General features: G+C 52.9%; 13 protein-coding genes. 6 read left to right on the top strand and 7 right to left on the bottom strand.

The annotated features are described in order from the left end of the window. Positions 1-42 precede the first annotated feature (42 nt). The gene (locus FRY98_RS16000; protein WP_148453717.1) at positions 43-807 is read left to right on the top strand and encodes a carbohydrate-binding protein; all 765 of its coding nucleotides are present in this window, start codon (positions 43-45) and stop codon (positions 805-807) included. A 97-nt stretch (positions 808-904) separates the two neighbouring features. Here FRY98_RS16000 and FRY98_RS15995 read toward each other — a convergent pair whose 3' ends face one another. Genes FRY98_RS15995 through FRY98_RS15965 form a run of 7 tightly spaced genes read right to left on the bottom strand, consistent with a single transcriptional unit; the run spans position 905 to position 9,571 of the window. Next, positions 905-2,641, bottom strand: coding sequence for a family 10 glycosylhydrolase (locus FRY98_RS15995; protein WP_148453714.1), 1,737 nt, complete (start codon positions 2,639-2,641; stop codon positions 905-907). Between the two features lie 46 nt (positions 2,642-2,687). Continuing rightward, complete coding sequence (locus FRY98_RS15990; RefSeq protein ID WP_148453712.1) at positions 2,688-4,331, bottom strand: extracellular solute-binding protein; 1,644 nt, start codon at positions 4,329-4,331, stop codon at positions 2,688-2,690. 34 nt (positions 4,332-4,365) lie between these two features. Beyond that, entirely contained in the window at positions 4,366-5,256 is an 891-nt protein-coding gene (locus FRY98_RS15985; RefSeq protein ID WP_148453710.1) for a carbohydrate ABC transporter permease, read from the bottom strand. A gap of 29 nt (positions 5,257-5,285) precedes the next feature. Beyond that, positions 5,286-6,212 carry an ABC transporter permease gene (locus FRY98_RS15980; RefSeq protein WP_148453708.1) on the bottom strand — a complete coding sequence of 309 codons (927 nt, stop codon included), beginning with the start codon at positions 6,210-6,212 and terminating at the stop codon, positions 5,286-5,288. 24 nt (positions 6,213-6,236) lie between these two features. Next, entirely contained in the window at positions 6,237-7,535 is a 1,299-nt protein-coding gene (locus FRY98_RS15975) for a 6-phospho-beta-glucosidase (RefSeq protein WP_148453706.1), read from the bottom strand. Between the two features lie 43 nt (positions 7,536-7,578). Further along, positions 7,579-8,562 (bottom strand): N-acetylglucosamine kinase, encoded by a 984-nt coding sequence (locus tag FRY98_RS15970; RefSeq protein WP_148453704.1) that lies wholly within the window; start codon positions 8,560-8,562, stop codon positions 7,579-7,581. Between the two features lie 22 nt (positions 8,563-8,584). Continuing rightward, complete coding sequence (locus FRY98_RS15965; protein ID WP_148453701.1) at positions 8,585-9,571, bottom strand: LacI family DNA-binding transcriptional regulator; 987 nt, start codon at positions 9,569-9,571, stop codon at positions 8,585-8,587. A 494-nt stretch (positions 9,572-10,065) separates the two neighbouring features. On the opposite strand from FRY98_RS15965, the gene FRY98_RS15960 reads away from it, so the two are divergent. The 5 genes from FRY98_RS15960 to FRY98_RS15940 are packed head-to-tail and all read left to right on the top strand — an operon-like array spanning position 10,066 to position 13,055. Next, positions 10,066-10,581, top strand: a complete 516-nt coding sequence (locus tag FRY98_RS15960) for a phage tail terminator family protein (RefSeq protein ID WP_170287105.1) — start codon at positions 10,066-10,068, stop codon at positions 10,579-10,581. Next, positions 10,571-10,777, top strand: a complete 207-nt coding sequence (locus FRY98_RS15955; RefSeq protein ID WP_148453697.1) for a hypothetical protein — start codon at positions 10,571-10,573, stop codon at positions 10,775-10,777. Before FRY98_RS15960 ends, FRY98_RS15955 begins: the two co-directional genes overlap by 11 nt. Continuing rightward, on the top strand, positions 10,770-12,098 hold the full coding sequence (locus tag FRY98_RS15950; RefSeq protein WP_148453695.1) for a phage tail sheath family protein: 1,329 nt from the start codon (positions 10,770-10,772) through the stop codon (positions 12,096-12,098). Before FRY98_RS15955 ends, FRY98_RS15950 begins: the two co-directional genes overlap by 8 nt. Positions 12,099-12,111: 13 nt before the next feature. Next, positions 12,112-12,588, top strand: coding sequence for a phage tail tube protein (locus FRY98_RS15945; RefSeq protein ID WP_148453693.1), 477 nt, complete (start codon positions 12,112-12,114; stop codon positions 12,586-12,588). A gap of 47 nt (positions 12,589-12,635) precedes the next feature. Continuing rightward, positions 12,636-13,055, top strand: coding sequence for a phage tail assembly chaperone (locus FRY98_RS15940; RefSeq protein WP_148453691.1), 420 nt, complete (start codon positions 12,636-12,638; stop codon positions 13,053-13,055). Positions 13,056-13,125: the final 70 nt, after the last annotated feature.

Raw genomic sequence — 13,125 nt, 5'->3', positions numbered from 1 at the left:
TTTATTAGTGTAACATATCCAAAAAATAGGAGATGGTAGAAAATGTACGGTAAGGTGAAGAAGTTGGTGTCGGGGTTGTGTTTAGTTGCGATGTTTATGCTAACGTTTGCGCAAGCGGCTTTTGCAAGTGACCAGCCGGTTCAACTGATTTCGGCCAATCTCTATATTTACAAGTTTGGCTATGTAGGATTCAGCGGCAAAGTGGACGTCAGCAATCTGAGTCCTCAAAAAAACGTAACGATTCACTATACTCCCGGAGACGGAACATGGTACGATACGGACGCCTCCTATGAAGGGCCAGCCGAGGCAGGGCATGAAAAGTGGGGTTTTTCCATATCCACGAACAGCATGAACAATACGCATCCCGAGCTCGCCAATGCCGAAACGATCCAGTTCGCCATCAAGTATGAGGTCAACGGGCAAACGTACTGGGACAATAACAACGGTCATAATTACTCCGTCAGCCGCTACACGGAAAGTTCCACCATTCTCGGGAAACCGAACGTCCTTCGCTCCTACGATGAAATAAGCCAGGACACCTTTCTGGGTGGCGTTTATGTCAAAAATTTAGGCTTCAGCAAACAGGTCAAAATCAAATATACCACCGATAACTGGGCAACCACGAAAGAAGCCGACGCCTCCTTTTCAATGCCGGCAAACTCCGACGACAGTGTCGAGGCTTGGCATTTTACGGTCGATCATATTGCTCCCAGTGTATCGCAAATCAAGTACGCGATTTCCTACACCGTCAATGGACAAACTTACTGGGATAACAACTACGGACAAAACTACACCGTAAGCCGGTAAGCGAAGAGCTTCATATTTACCCCGATTGACTAAAGCCACCCTCCAGGGGTCTATATGACCCACCGGAGGGCGGCTTTTTAACGCATCTATCCTAATTCTATCGGGCAGTGATCTTCACATTTCCGAACACGGCTTTGCTTCCCGGATCATCTCCAGGGTTGCTTAGCGCCATGCCGATATAAACCTGGCGGCTCATAGAGATATTAACGGTTCCGACCGTTTGCCACTTCTTCCCGTCGGTTGAAATCGAACCGGTAAAGGTGTTGCCTTTTCGGCTCAACTTCAGCCAGCTTGGAGTGGATGCATCCGCAGTCCGGTCGGCTGTAATTCCCTTGGTGTCTACGCGATACTGGAAGGCTGCGCCGTTCTCGGAGGTAAGCATCATGTCCGCGTGCTTCGAATCGGCGTCCAGCGACTCCCGGATCATAATGCCGGCTTTGGCCCAACCGCTCATAAGGTCCATCGACCGGACCTGAAGGGTCATCTCGGCGTCGCCCTTAACGGGTTGATACACAAAGTTCAGTTGATCGGCTCTCCCCCAAATATCCGTGGAGCGGCTGCTCATTGTAAATTGCTTTTTGGAGGAGTGGTATGCCGCATTCCCCGGCATCGAGCCGATATTTCTCGCCTTCCAGCCTGCCGGCAGTTGAGCCGGATAATCCTGCTCGACCGGAGGCGTCCAGTCGGGCGTCGGCCACGTTGTACGTTCGTTGATTTTCGCCAGCTCGGCTTCGGGCCAAGTCCCGTAGGCAAAGAAGGAAAGGCGCTTCACGCCCGGATAATTATCGCGGATGCCTTTATAGACCTCCTGATATTCATCATCGGTCCAGTCATTATCCAGCGTGGCCACAATGTCCACGGGATGGCCGCTGATCCGGTCACTCGTGTCCTTGAGTATGCCGTATTCCGTGCTGTAGACCCAATCGCTGTTGAAACCCCAGTCGTCAAAATACGCCATAGGGGCGACAAAATCGATATGTTGCTTGAACTTGGATACGTCTTGCCCGACCTCCCTGAATTCCGGCGGCAAAATATACACGCCGAGCCGCAAATCCGGATTCGAGGATTGGGAAATATCCTGACGGATATCGCCTACATACTGTCCGATTTGTTCGGTTCGCCATGCGTTCCACTGCTCTCGCTGAGGCGAATCCGTCTCGAAGTCGATGTCAAGCGGGGAATAGCCGAATTGCGCCTGATATTTCGCCACCGTGTAATCGCTGACGTCCATGTTGTAATTGTCGAAACGGATCCAGTCCAATACTACGCCGTCAACGGGATAATTCTCAATCACTTCCCGGATAATGGACCGCTCATACTGCTGTACTTCATGATGAAGCGGGTTCACGAAGTATTCGTTGCCGTTAGCGCCCTTAAATGGGGTTTGGACTCCGTTCACCAATGATTGCATCTGCCATTCCGCATGCTTCCGGAAGGCCTCCTGGTCGTGGAATTGCGGAATCCAGGCATGAACCTGGATTCCGGCGTCATGAGCCGCCGTCAAGACCTCCCGGAGTGCGTCGAAATTCTCGTATCCCTGCGCTATGGGCGCGATGTCGCTTCGATAGAATACCCGTCCGGACGGCACCTCGTCATCTTCATCCTGCTTGACGTTCATACTGATGACATCGACGCCGTAGCGTTTGGACATCGCGACGAAGTTCAGCACATCCGCCTTGTTCTTAAACTGGTTCACCGTTCTTACAATGACTTCCGTTTCAAAGGGCGGATGGCTCTCCGCCGCCGCCAACACCGAACCCGAAGTACCTGTTACCGAAAAAGACAATACCAAACTTAGCACCGCCATGAACCTCGCCCTTAGCGCAACCCTCATATTCTTGCCTCCCTAAAAAATAGTGTTTTTTTCATCCAACAAGAATTTACTTAGTCGCCTTGATTTTGTTGACGTTCTCCTGCCATCTTTCGGTCTTGAATTGGAGCAGCTTATCCAGCCCGGCTTTGGCGGTGTTCTTCTTGGCCGTCTCCAGGGCCGACAGCATTTCGGCATCCGATTTCGCATGGACCATCTGGGCAAAAGCAACGGTATGGATATCATGAATATTTTGGGCAATGATGCCGATTTCCGTATCCGGCACCGGGTCGGTATTCACAAATTCCGTAATATCCATTGCGGTTTTCCAGGTTACGGTGGACTGCGCTATCGTCTCCCAGGATTTTTGATTCGCGGAAAGCGAAGCCTCCAGACTCATTTTGGCCGTATCGATAAATGTCGTATTTCCCGCCCAGTTAAAGTCCTCGAATTTTCTCATGGTTTCCGTACGCTCGTTGGCCGGCGTCGACTTGTACTTCTCGTTCGGAATCGGCGCTCCGTCCGCATCTTCTTCATCCCAGTATAAGCCTTTCGGTCCGAAGAACAGAACCTTTTGCCCCTCCGGGCCGGTGATCCAGTCATAGTAAGCGAAGATGGCTTCCGGGTCTTTGGCGCTGGTCGTAATCACACTTACGTTCCAACCCAACGTTTCGAAACCGCTTACAAACACCTTGTTTTTATCCAATCCGGCTTTATGAATCGGCCATATGATTTCATAACCGCTATCCGGATTACTCGCCGTCAGCGCGCGGTGCCCCTCCGCACCATAGGTGGTGATGTTGGATTCAATCATGACCGCGACCCGGCCGGTGTTCACCTTTTCTTTGACGGCGTCCTGGGTTTGCTGCAGCGCATCCTGCGTAATCAGGCGTTCGCGGAACAGTTTGTTGATATATAGCATCATCTCGCTAAAAGCGGGATCATCATAGATGGAGACCAGCTTGTCGCCTTCCGGATATCCCTTGAGGGAAATGAACTTGCTGGTGGCATTCTCCCGGAAGCCGCCATACATCATTTCAAGTCCGGCCCCCTTCTCCCCGACTTCGAGAGGCACGACATCCGGATATTTGTCCCGGACCTGCAATAAATATTGATATAAGTCATCGAAGGTTTCCAACACCGGTCTGCCAAGCGCGTTATATATATCTTTATTGACCATCCAGCCGCCGTTGCCGAATTGTCCCGAGGTATACCAGTTTGGAATTTGATATATTTTTCCGTCCTCGGAACGAAGCAGATTCAGGGTGGACTCTTTGACATACTTCTTGAAATTCGGATACTTCTCATAGTAATCATCCAGCGCCACGAGCTTTCCCGCTTTCGCAAGTCGTTCCACCGTTGCCCCCCGATCGGTAAAAATGACATCCGGCAGATCGTTGCTGACGATCATCGTGTTAAACTTTTCCGCGGCGGCCCCTCCGGATTGTATCGGCTCAACGGTCACCTTGCGGTTTTCCTGGATCCACTTCGTCGCTTCGTTCTCGGCCCAAGGCGCTGTCGTAAGCCAGTCGTAATGCCCATAGAAGCTGAAGGTCACCGGCTTGATTCCGCTGCCGTCATCGACGGCCTGGGCATCGGGTGTTCCCCCGTTATTTTCCTGCGATGCGTCCGGCTTGCCTCCCCCGCCGCAAGCTGTCAGCACAACAAATAAAGAGACCATCAGAAGCGATATCCATCTCATGCGTTTGCGCATTTGTTCCCCTTCTTTCTATAGAATATGGAGCTTGCTATTCTTTCAACGAGCCGATCAATACCCCCTTGACGAAATACTTCTGAAGAAAGGGATACGTTAAAATAATCGGGATCGTGGCGATCATCATCGTGGCCATGGTCAGCGACTTTGTCGTAATCGTCCGATTCCGGTTCATATGATCCAGCGCGATGGCATTGGATGAGGCGATGTCGGTCATGATGTTGGAGTTCATAATTTGGCGCAGAAGCGTCTGAATGGGAAGCAAGTGATCCGTGGTGATGTAGATCGCGCCCGTAAACCAGTCGTTCCAATGCCCCACAGCCGTGAACAAAGCGATCGTAGCCAGTACCGGGCCGGAGACGGGAATGACGATTTTAAAGAAAATGCCGTAGTTGCTGCAACCGTCGATTTTAGCCGATTCCTCCAGGCCTTCAGGCAGAGCCGCGAAAAAGGTGCGAATGACGATCATGTTATAAACGCTGATGATGCCGGGGATCACCAGAACCCAGAACGTGTCGAGCATGCCGAGAGAACGGATAAGCATATAGGTTGGAATCAACCCGCCGCTAAAGAACATGGTTACGATAAAGAACACCATGTAGTGCTTCCGGAACAGCAACGCTTTTTTGGACATCCCATAGGCCAGGAGAGCCGTGAAAAAGACCGACAACACCGTGCCGCACAAGGTTCTAAGGATGGTGACCCAAAAGGAATTCAATAATCGCTTATCCTGGAACACGATGTAATAGTTCTCGAACGTAAAGACCCTTGGCCATAGGGTTACGCCGCCAAGCGCCGTGTCGCTCCCTTGGTTGAAGGAAATCACAAGCGAGTTCCAGAACGGATAAAGCATAATAACCGCGAGCAACGTCAACAGGATGTAGATGGTCCGCTGCAGGATTTTGTCGCCCGGACTTAGTCTCATTTTTCATTCCCCCCTTTAAGTTGAAGCCCTTACCAGAGACTAACATCGGCCCGGCGGGCGATCTTATTGGCTGTCACCAGCAAGATCACACTTATCACGGCTTTAAATAGGCCCACCGCTGTCGCGTAGGAGAATCGGGCATTCAAAATCCCGACGCGATAAACATAGGTATCGATGACATCGGAGTATTCCCGCAGGATCGGATTGGTGCCCAGCAGTAGAATGTCTTCAAAGCCCGCGCTGAGGAGATTGCCGATGGCGAGAATCATGAAAATAATAATGATGGGCGCTATACTGGGGAGCGTGATTAAGTAGATTTGTTTGAATCGGCTTGCGCCGTCTATGGAGGCGGCTTCATACATGGTCGGGTCAACGCCGGCGATGGCGGCAAGATAAACGATGCTCGCAAAGCCGACTTCCTTCCACACGTTCACGCTGACCAGGATCGACCAGAAGTATTCCGGAACCGCCAGAAAGTTTACCGGCTCCTGAATCAGGTTGAAGCGCTCCAGCAAGTAATTCACCGTTCCGTTATCCACGGACAGAAGCGAGAATACAAAACCGGATACAATCACCCAGGACAGGAAATAAGGCAAGTAGCTGACGGTCTGGATAAAACGCTTAAAGGCCATGTTCCCGACTTCATTCAGCATCAGCGCAAGCAGAATCGGCGCCGGGAAGGAGATGATCAACTTTAACAGGCTAATCACCAGCGTATTTCTCATCACATTCCAAAACTCCGGCGCTTGGAAGAACATTTTGAAGTTCATGAATTGAACCCAAGGGCTCTTCAGGATTCCGGCGAAAATATCGTACTGCTGGAACGCCATAACCACGCCATACATCGGAATATAGCTGAAAATAAAGACAAAGATGATGCCCGGCCAAACCATGGACTGTAAATCCCATTGTTTGCCTAACTGCTTCCATTTACTTGACTTCGCAGCCGCCTTCATCGGTTTCCCCTCCTCTGGGACAGTCTAATGAAACTTGGGCAAATACGGTTTATTTTTCTCCAGCATTTCATCCAAGAGTTGTTCGGCTACGGTCACGGAAGGCACCAGCGGATGGTGGACCATCGCCTGCAGCGCAGTGTCCCGGTCCCCATGCACCGCCGCCTCGATCGTCAAGCTCTCATATTGCTTCACCGCCGCCAGCAGCCCTTTGACGGATTCCGGAATTTTCTGCGGAGGGATCGGCAGCGGGCCTTGTTTGGTTACGATACAGTTGACTTCAATGGAGGCATCCTCGGGCAAAAAGTCGATGGTTCGGCCGTTCCTTACGTTCAGCGTCTGAATATCGCGCGAGTCATTATAGATGGAGCGCATCAGCAGCACCGCCGCTTCAGAGTAATAGGCGCCGCCGCGCTGCTCCAACTGCTTCGGTTTCTCCTTTAGCTCAACGTTCCGGTACAGCTCGAACAGCTCTTCTTCCACCTGCTTCACCACTTCAGCACGCGATCCGGTCGTTGCCGCAGCTTCCTTCTGTTCGTCAAGCATTGCATCCGTCATGTAGTAATAGCTCAAATAATAGGATGGTATCGCTTTCAAAGAATTCAAAAAGCGATGATCCCAGGCATCGAACGGCACATTGCTCGCCTTGTAGCTTTTTGGATAATCAATAAGCTCTTGCAGCCTGCTTACCCCATCGATCACCACATCGGATACCCAGTGCAGATGATTAATCCCTACAAATTCCGCATAGATCTTTTCGATCGGAAGCTCAAAAAACTCGGAGAGCCACTTTTGAAAACCGATCGGTGAGTTGCACAGGCCTACGCTCTTTACCGAGGCATATTTGTGGACGGCCTCGGTAACCATGCCGGCCGGATTGGTAAAGTTCAACAACCAGGCGTCCGGAGCAAGCTCCTCGATATCTCTGCAGATGTCCAGGATCACCGGAATTGTTCTCAGGCCCTTCATCATGCCTCCGGGTCCGGTCGTCTCCTGACCGATGACATTGTACTTCAGCGGAATCAATTCGTCCCATTTTCGCGCTTCCAGCATACCTACCCGGATTTGCGTGCAGACAAAGTCCGCTCCGGCGATGGCCTTTCTGCGATCAAGGGTCTCGCATACGGTAATCGGAAGTCCGGATTGGGCAATCATACGCTTGCTCAGCTCCGCAATCGTGTGCAGCTTTTCCACTCCCTCTTCGATATCCACCAGCCATATTTCGCCGACCGGCAGCTCTTTGTGATGCATGATAACGCCTTCAATAAGCTCCGGAGTATAAGAAGACCCCGCTCCGACGACAACCAGTTTCAGTGTTTCCTTCAAAATAGCCCCTTCCTTCACTCATTCGATTTGTGGTTCATGAAGACTAGCATTTTATGGTTTGCGGCATTGCCGCCAGCGATAGGCGATCAAGCATCTCGCGGTTTACTTGCATCCCGCTGTTTTCCATGGCCAGAACGACCGAACCGATGACCGGCTCCCGGGTTAAAACCCGTAAAGTGCAATTTGGAGCCATCCGTTTCACGATTCGTTCAATGGCTTCCCGGATGATTCCGGAGCGATCCCCTTTTGTCAGCAGGCTGCCGGCAAGAACGATGTCAAACGTACCGGTTTCCATGCCCAGTTGACGGATCGTCGCCGAGGCGGCAAGGCCAAGTTCGTCTCCCTGCTTGATCAACAGACCGGCAGCCACCTCATCGCCTTCCTCCGCGGCTTGAAACAGCAGTTCCGCAATATGGGGAGGCAAGTCTCTGAAATCGTCCAAGTAATCCTCCCTAAGCTCGGAAACATGGGAATAGCCCAGCAAACTCGTTAAGCGTTCCGATAAAACCGTGGGCTTCTCTCTTCCATCATCCGCTCGCATCACACTGCGGAACACCTCGGCGCTCAAATCGTACCCTCCGCCGAAGTCGCCAAACCGGTAGCCAAACCCGCCGCATTGGTAAGTCTCTCCTTGCGGATTTTTACCGGCACAGTTTACGCCCGATCCGCAAATCAGGACCACGCCATAGCTCTTTTCCGTGCCTGCCCGCAGTGCGATCCACGTATCGCAGGAAATATCGGTTCGCGGCAGCCCGAGCCGCCGGATCATCGGCCGCAAAATCCGGAAGTCGGACTCCCTGTCCGCTCCCGCAAGGCCGAACCAGGCGAACTCAATCTGTTCCTGCGTAAGTCCCGAAGCTTTGAGTGCTTCCGTGACGGCCCGATGAAGATTGGCCTCCGCCTGCTCCCGATTTTTTTGATGATTTCCGTTTCCCCCTTGACCTACACCGATGACGCCGCCTTGTTCATCCGCAATAACCGCGTAGGTTTTACTTCCGCCTGCATCAACGCCCAAAAAGTACCTCACAACTCGTTTCACTCCTATATATTTAGGTTTGCCTTACAGGTGCCGTGGACTCGCGTACAAGAAACTGAGGGGCGAGCTTCGTTACAGCAGCCGGCATCACCTCCCCATTGATCAGCTGGAGCAGCAAATCGACGCCGATGCTTCCCATTTGCGCCTCCGGTTGTCGGACGGTGGTCAACCGGGGGAAGAATTCACCTACAAACTGCTGATCGTCAAAGCCGACAACCGAGATGTCGTGCGGTACCAGAATCCCTTCTTCGCGGAGGGCCTGAACAACCCCCAGGGCGATAAAGTCGTCTCCGGAAAAAATCGCGGTCGGCAGCTTATCTTCTCGAATCCATCTTTTGGCCACTTCATATCCGCTGCTTACCGTAAAACCGCAAAATTCCATACCGAACGGCGTTAAACCGGCTTCATTCAGCGCTTGAACATATCCTCTCTTGCGCTCCTCTACGCTCAGGAACACCGAGGGGCCGCCGATATGCGCGATTTGGGTGTGTCCCAGATCGATCAGATGCCGCGTAGCCTCATACCCGCCTTGATAGTTATCGACAACCACACTGGGGACATCCTCATGCTGGAATTGATTGTCGAGCAGAACGAACGGAATGTTTTTTCGCTTCAGTTCAACCACGTATTCGTTTTCTCGAAGTGGGGACAACAAAATAATGCCGTCTACCCGGTCCCTCTGAAACAAAAAGTTATCCTCCACCTCGTTTTCAGCGATGGATAAGGCCAGAAAGTATCCTTGCTCCGCCAGCTTGCGATTCACCACCCGAATCACGCGATCATAGAAAGAGTCGTTGAAGTTCGTAATCGACATCCCGATGACTCCCGTTTTACCGCGCACCAGACTGCGTGCCGCCGAATTGGGCTGATAATTCAACTCCTCGATGGCTTTGAGAACTTTCTGTCTATTTACTTCCCGGACCGACGGCGAATTGTTCAGGACTCTGGAAACCGTCACTACGGAGAGCCCTGATTTCTTGGCTACATCATGGATGTTCATCTAGGGATTGCCTCCATTGCAATAAAAGTTTAAAGGTTTTAACTTTTGAGGTAAATAAAAGAGCTCCTATAACGGATACGGCCATCCTTCCTCGGTATGAATGGTCATGTATAAGTCCTTTTGCGAGAAGGCAAGAAAATAGAGCTTAAAAAAGTTTAAAGGTTTTAACTTTGAAATGATATTAGCATCAATCCCAGAATCCGTCAATAAGAAAATTCCTTCCGCTTCCTGTCCTCTCCTTGTCCTTTTTAGGGCCAATGATGACCGTAAATCCGGGATAAAATGATATTGTCGAAGAAATAGAAATTGCATATTCCATCCTAAAACGCGGGGCCGTGAATGAGACTTTCACGGCCCTGTTTTTTCCCGTCTGGCCGTGTTAGGGTGTGGGCGGGCCCTCATTTGGGACGAGCCTCATTGCGGCGGGTGATGAGACCGGGTAGGCGCTATAAGAGGAAGGGCGTTCGAACGATGGTGCGGGTTGAGGGGTCAAGATGAGGGCAAGGCGCGAGTCGCCCAGGACCATGACGGGAAAAATCAAGCGTTACACGAAGGCAGGTGAGGAGTTGTCGCAGTCTACTTTAAATGAAGTGGTGCAAAGCGTGGCCGATAGGCTCACGGCGAGGTTCCCTGAGCTGACCGTTCATACGGAGCGCGGGCCGGAAGGTTTACCGGCGCCGTGCTTTTTTGTGCAGCTGCTGAAGTCGGAACAGGCCCGGGAGTTGAACCGCCGGTTCAAGCGAACGTATTCGCTCGACGTTCAGTTCTACCCTCCCGCGGAACGCGGCCGGCAATCCGCTAATGAGGTGGCGGAGCAGCTCTACGAGCTGTTTGCGGCCGCTTCGACGGACGACGGACCGTCGCCGGGCGCGGAAATGCGCACCGAGTGGAAGGACGACGGGACGCTGCATCTGTACCTGACGTTCACGCACTTCGTTTGGGCGCCGGCCGGCGAAGCGGTGAAGATGAGAACACTCCGGCAGGAGGGGAAGGTCAAACATGGGGATTAAAAAGAAAGCGGACCATCAGGAAACGCCTGCGGAGCGCACCTTTTCCAAAGCGCAGTTTTTGGCATCCAAACGCTTTAGCGGCGTGGAAAAGGACATTCTGCAAGTGGTGCTGGCGGACGGGGCTGCCTATACGGAAGCCGTGGCCCGACAGGCGGTACAATCATTTATCCAAAGAGGAGTGAAGGAACATGGCTAATGGCACATGGACAACGCAAAACAAAGTTTCTCCGGGGACGTACATCAATTTCAAATCGGCGGCGCGGCCGGTCGGAACGGTAGGCGAGCGCGGGGTGGCGGCATTTCCGGCACCGCTGCCTTGGGGACCAAGCGGCGTGATCAAGCTGGAGGCGGAGTCTTTTCTGCAGAACGCCTTGAAGCTGCTGGGCTTCCATGCGGCTGATGCGAGAATCCGCCATATTGCGTCGGCGATGACGCATGCCAGCAAAGTGCTGATCTACCGGCTCGGCGCGAAGAACGCGGTTCAGGCGGCCGCCGTGATCGGGAATTTGAAGGCCACGGCCAAATACGGCGGCACCCGCGGCAACGATCTGCAAATCGTCGTTCAAGCCAGCGTGGATCAGCCGGATGTCTACGAGGTACGCACGCTGGTGGAGGGCGAAGAAGTGGAAGCGCAAATCGTCGCGACGGCGGAGGCGCTTAAGGACAACGATTTCGTTACGTTTGCGGGCAGCGGCGAGTTGACCGAAACGGCAGGGACGCCGCTGACCGGCGGCAAAGCAGGCACCGGAGGCAACGGGGACTGGACCGACGCGCTGGCGGCCCTGGAAGCTGAGGAGTTTGACGTGCTCGGCCTGCCGACCGACGATTCGGCGTTGAAGCAGCTCGCCGTGGCCTATACGAAGCGTCTGCGGGAGCAGGAGGGCAAAAAAATCGTCACCGTCCTCTACAACTACCCGCAAGCGGACTACGAAGGGGTTATCAGCTTGAAGAACAGCGTCGTGACCGCGGACGGTTTAACCGTGGAGCCGATCTACCTGCTGTGGGAAATCACCGCGATGGAAGCGGCGGCAGGGGTCAATGAATCGCTCACCTATACGGAAATTCCGAATGCGGTCGACGTAACGCCGAAGTACACGTACAGCGAGATGATCCAGGCGCTGCAAAACGGCGAGCTGGTCTTGTCGGCGTCGAACGGGAAAGTGCAAATCCAGCAGGACATCAATACGCTGACGACGTTTACGGCCGACAAGGCCAAGCATTTTAGCAAAAACCGCGTGGTGCGCGTGCTGGACACGATCGCCCGGGACATCCAGCGGACGTTCACCGCAAGCTATATCGGAAAAATCGGCAACAACGCGGACGGCCGCAACCTGCTGAAGGGCGAGGTGCTCAGCTATCTGGGAAGCCTGCAGGGGATTGGAGCGATTCAGAATTTCAACGCGGAGACCGATCTGGAAGTGCTGCCGGGCATCGACGGGGACGCCGTTATCGTCAATCTGAGCGTACAGCCGGTGGACAGTATCGAAAAAATCTACATGACCGTCACGGTCAACTAAGGAGGACGAAACGATGGCAGGTTCTTTTTTTAATGTGAGAGATGCGGTTAGCGGTAAGCAGGCCAAGGCGTTCGTTAAAATCGGCGATCGGACGGAGGAACTGTTCTACGCCAAAACGTTGGAATCGACGATTGAAAAAACAAAAGTGGATGTTCCCACCCTGGGCAGAACGGGGACGCCTCAGCGCTCGGCGGGCTGGAAAGGCACGGGCACGCTGACGATTTATTATGTCTCCTCTTTATTCCGCAAGCTGATGGAGGATTACGTGAAGAACGGGACCGACTTCTGGTTTGACCTGATGATTACGAACGAGCAGCCGGGGAGCGGTGCGGGCAAACAGACCGTATTCCTGCGGGGCTGCAACCTCGACAGCATCATCGCCGCCAAATTCGACGCGTCCAGCGAGGATATGCTCGAGGAAGAAATTCCGTTTACCTTCGAGGATTACGATGTGACGGAGTCCTTTAACGCGATTCAACCGACCAACTAACGATCTTTTCAACGAAAAAATAAAAACGATTCAGGAGGAATTCACGAATGAGCTCTTTATCTGCTTTTTTTGCCCAAAATGCCGCCGCCGGACTGGTGGAAGAAGTCGTCGTATCCGACCGGTTTAAGGACGAGCACGGGAAGCCGGTGCCGTGGCAGTTGCGCAGCATGACCGAGGATGAGAACGAGGCGATTCGCAAATCCTGCCAGCGCAAGGTGAAAGACAAGGGGATGGTCAGCTTCGAGACCAATACCGACGAGTATTTGGCCAAGCTGGCGGTCGCCAGCGTCGTGTTCCCGGATTTGAAAAACGCCGAGCTCCAGCAGTCCTATCAAGTGATGGGTGCGGATCAATGCCTGCGGAAGATGCTGCTCCCGGGCGAATACGCCACGCTCGTGCAAAAGGTGCAGGAGATCAACGGCTTTGATAAAAGTATCAACGAATTGGCGGATGAGGTAAAAAACTAATCGATGAGGGCGACGGCGAATCGGTCTGCGCCCTCTTCGCTCTAAACCGGTTCCACTTGATGCCTTGGGA

It is taken from the genome of Paenibacillus faecis, assembly GCF_008084145.1.
GTDB classification, from domain to species: Bacteria; Bacillota; Bacilli; order Paenibacillales; family Paenibacillaceae; genus Fontibacillus; species Fontibacillus faecis.
The sequence above is the reverse complement of the archived record's forward strand: the minus strand, read 5'-3'. Positions and strand labels throughout refer to the sequence as shown.

What these genes read in the sequence shown, in the direction of transcription:
- FRY98_RS16000 (WP_148453717.1), top strand. Translation starts at nt 43, where the DNA reads ATGTACGGTAAGGTGAAGAAGTTGGTGTCGGGGTTGTGTTTAGTTGCG.
- FRY98_RS15995 (WP_148453714.1), bottom strand. Translation starts at nt 2,641, where the DNA reads ATGAGGGTTGCGCTAAGGGCGAGGTTCATGGCGGTGCTAAGTTTGGTA.
- FRY98_RS15990 (WP_148453712.1), bottom strand. Translation starts at nt 4,331, where the DNA reads ATGCGCAAACGCATGAGATGGATATCGCTTCTGATGGTCTCTTTATTT.
- FRY98_RS15985 (WP_148453710.1), bottom strand. Translation starts at nt 5,256, where the DNA reads ATGAGACTAAGTCCGGGCGACAAAATCCTGCAGCGGACCATCTACATC.
- FRY98_RS15980 (WP_148453708.1), bottom strand. Translation starts at nt 6,212, where the DNA reads ATGAAGGCGGCTGCGAAGTCAAGTAAATGGAAGCAGTTAGGCAAACAA.
- FRY98_RS15965 (WP_148453701.1), bottom strand. Translation starts at nt 9,571, where the DNA reads ATGAACATCCATGATGTAGCCAAGAAATCAGGGCTCTCCGTAGTGACG.
- FRY98_RS15960 (WP_170287105.1), top strand. Translation starts at nt 10,066, where the DNA reads ATGAGGGCAAGGCGCGAGTCGCCCAGGACCATGACGGGAAAAATCAAG.
- FRY98_RS15955 (WP_148453697.1), top strand. Translation starts at nt 10,571, where the DNA reads ATGGGGATTAAAAAGAAAGCGGACCATCAGGAAACGCCTGCGGAGCGC.
- FRY98_RS15950 (WP_148453695.1), top strand. Translation starts at nt 10,770, where the DNA reads ATGGCTAATGGCACATGGACAACGCAAAACAAAGTTTCTCCGGGGACG.
- FRY98_RS15945 (WP_148453693.1), top strand. Translation starts at nt 12,112, where the DNA reads ATGGCAGGTTCTTTTTTTAATGTGAGAGATGCGGTTAGCGGTAAGCAG.
- FRY98_RS15940 (WP_148453691.1), top strand. Translation starts at nt 12,636, where the DNA reads ATGAGCTCTTTATCTGCTTTTTTTGCCCAAAATGCCGCCGCCGGACTG.